This is a genomic window from Promicromonospora sp. NPDC059942, from assembly GCF_042731755.1.
Taxonomy (GTDB): domain Bacteria; phylum Actinomycetota; class Actinomycetes; order Actinomycetales; family Cellulomonadaceae; genus Promicromonospora.
On record NZ_JBHWLR010000025.1, the window covers coordinates 1 to 2,791 of the forward strand.

A 2,791-nucleotide genomic window follows, 5' to 3' on the forward strand; every position below is an offset into this window, starting at 1 on the left:
CGGAAGCTTAGCCCCACAGCGCCGATGGTACTGCCCTGGTGACGGGGTGGGAGAGTAGGACGCCGCCGGACAACCATTCCCAGCAAGGGGGTGGGGTGCCCGACCAGAGATGGTCGGAGACACCCCACCCCCTTTCTGCATGCCCAAAACTGCCTCCCGTCTTCCGCTCTGTGGAATGCTGGTTCCGTCAGGCGACACGTCTGGCGTTCCGACGGGGAGGGCGACGTGGCAGAACCTGGTGTGCAGTCCGTGGAGCGGGCGCTCGACCTGCTCGAGATCATGGCGTCGCTCGACGGCGACACCGGCCTGAGCGAGCTGTCGGAGCAGTCCGGGCTGCCCCTGCCGACCATCCACCGGCTGATGCGCACGCTCGTCGCCCGCGGCTACGCCCGCCGGCTGCCCTCACGCCGCTATGCGCTCGGCGCGCGGGTGATGGGCCTCGGCGAGGCGGCCGGCCGCCAGCTCGGCGCCGGCGCCCGCCTGCACCTGGCGCGCGTAGCGCGGGAGCTGGGCGAGACCGCGAACCTGGCCATGCTCGACGGTGAGATGGCGGTGTACGTGGCGCAGGCGGCGTCGTCGCACTCCATGCGGATGTTCACCGAGGTGGGGCGGCGCGTGCACCTGCACAGCACCGGTGTCGGCAAGGCGCTGCTGGGTGAGCTGCCCGAGGCCGTGGTGCGGGACATCGCCGCACGTGCCGGGCTCGCTCCCGCGACCGATCGGACGATCACCGAGGTCGAGGCGCTGGTCGCCGCCGTCGGCGAGATCCGTGACCGCGGGTATGCGGTGGACGACGGCGAGCAGGAGGTCGGCGTGCGGTGCTTCGCCGTCGTCGTGCCCGGGGTGCCCGTGCCTACCGCGCTGTCCGTGTCCGGGCCCGCTGCGCGGGTGTCGTTCGAGTTCGGGGAGCGTGCCGTTCCGGTGCTGCAGGAGGTCGCACGGGAGATCGCCGCAGAGCTGTCCGGGGGCTGAGCGGGCTCGGCCGCGTTGACCGGGCATCGTCGGGCACCTAGTGTTTTCACTAGGAAGTATTTGGTTTCCGCATCGTGGAATTCGAGCGGAGGCAAGCCGATCGACCAAAGGAACTCGACGTGGACACTCCGGACGGCCTGACGATCACCGGCGACATCGCACCCAGCGCGGAGGAGGTGCTCACCCCGCAGGCGCTCGGGCTGATCGTCGCCCTGCACCGCGAGCTCGACGACCGGCGGCTCGAGCTGCTGGAGGCGCGGCGCCGGCGGGTCGAGGACCTGGCGGCCGGCGGCACCCTGGACTTCCTGCCCGAGACCCGGCACATCCGCGAGGACCCGACGTGGCGCGTCGCGCCGGCGGCGCCGGGGATCGTGGACCGGCGCTGCGAGATCACCGGCCCCACCGACCGCAAGATGACGATCAACGCGCTCAACTCCGGGGCGAAGGCGTGGCTCGCCGACCACGAGGACGCGAACACGCCGCAGTGGAGCGCCGTGGTGGGGGGCCAGCTCAACCTGCTCGACGCGATCAACCGGAACATCGACTTCACGGGCGACAACGGCAAGCACTACGCGCTCAAGCCGGACGCGGAGCTCGCGACGATCATCGTCCGTCCCCGCGGCTGGCACCTCCCGGAGAAGCACCTGCTGGTGGACGGCCGTCCGGCGTCGGGCAGCCTGGTGGACTTCGCGCTCTACCTGGCCACGGCGGGCCTGCGGCAGATCGAGAAGGGCCAGGGCCCGTACTTCTATCTGCCCAAGATGGAGTCGCACCTGGAGGCGCGCCTCTGGAACGACGCGTTCGTGCTGGCCCAGGACTTCCTCGGGATCCCGCAGGGCACCATCCGCGCCACCGTGCTCATCGAGACCTACCCCGCGGCGTTCGAGATGGAGGAGATCCTCTACGAGCTGCGCGAGCACAGCGCCGGCCTCAACGCCGGTCGCTGGGACTTCATGTTCTCCGTGATCAAGTCGTTCCGGACCCGCGGCACCGACTTCATGCTGCCCGACCGCAACGCCGTCACCATGACCGTGCCGTTCATGCGCGCGTACACGGAGCTGCTGGTCAAGACCTGCCACACCCGGGGCGCGCACGCGATCGGCGGCATGGCAGCGTTCATCCCGAGCCGCGACGAGGAGGTCAACGCGGCCGCGTTCGCCAAGGTCCGCGACGACAAGACGCGCGAGGCGAACGACGGGTTCGACGGGTCGTGGGTGGCCCACCCGGGCATGGTCGACCTCTGCACGGAGGTCTTCACGTCGGTGCTGGGCGACCGGTCGAACCAGATCGACCGCACCCGCGAGGAGGTGCACGTCACCGCGGCGCAGCTGCTCGACGTCGCGTCCACACCCGGCGACGTCACCGAGGCCGGGCTGCGCAACAACATCTCGGTGGGCATCCAGTACCTCAAGGCGTGGCTCGGCGGGCTCGGCGCCGTCGCCATCTTCAACCTCATGGAGGACGCCGCGACCGCGGAGATCTCCCGCTCGCAGGTGTGGCAGTGGCTGCACAACGACGTCACGCTCGCGGACACCGGCCACAAGGTCACGCGCGAGCTGATCGACCGGATCGTCGAGGAGGAGATCGCCAAGCTGCCGGGCGACGCGGCAGACTACGCGGAGGCGAGGCAGACGTTCCTGGAGGTGGCGGTCGCCGACGACTACGCCGACTTCCTGACCCTGCCGGCCTACGCCCGCATGCCCTGACCGCCTTCGTTGAGTGCTGGGTGTTTTTTTTTTCCCCACCCCCCGGGCAAAAAACACCCAACACCCCAAAAAAGGAGGGAGGGGGGGGGACCTTCCCCGAAAGAGGTGTCCTG

General features: G+C 69.9%; 2 protein-coding genes. Both read left to right on the plus strand.

The genetic code is table 11. From position 1 onward, the window contains the following. Nucleotides 1-225: 225 nt before the first annotated feature. Nucleotides 226-972 carry an IclR family transcriptional regulator gene (locus tag ACFV9Q_RS26020; protein WP_377236825.1) on the plus strand — a complete coding sequence of 249 codons (747 nt, stop codon included), beginning with the start codon at nucleotides 226-228 and terminating at the stop codon, nucleotides 970-972. Between the two features lie 119 nt (nucleotides 973-1,091). After that, on the plus strand, nucleotides 1,092-2,678 hold the full coding sequence (aceB, locus tag ACFV9Q_RS26025; protein ID WP_377236826.1) for a malate synthase A: 1,587 nt from the start codon (nucleotides 1,092-1,094) through the stop codon (nucleotides 2,676-2,678). Nucleotides 2,679-2,791: the final 113 nt, after the last annotated feature.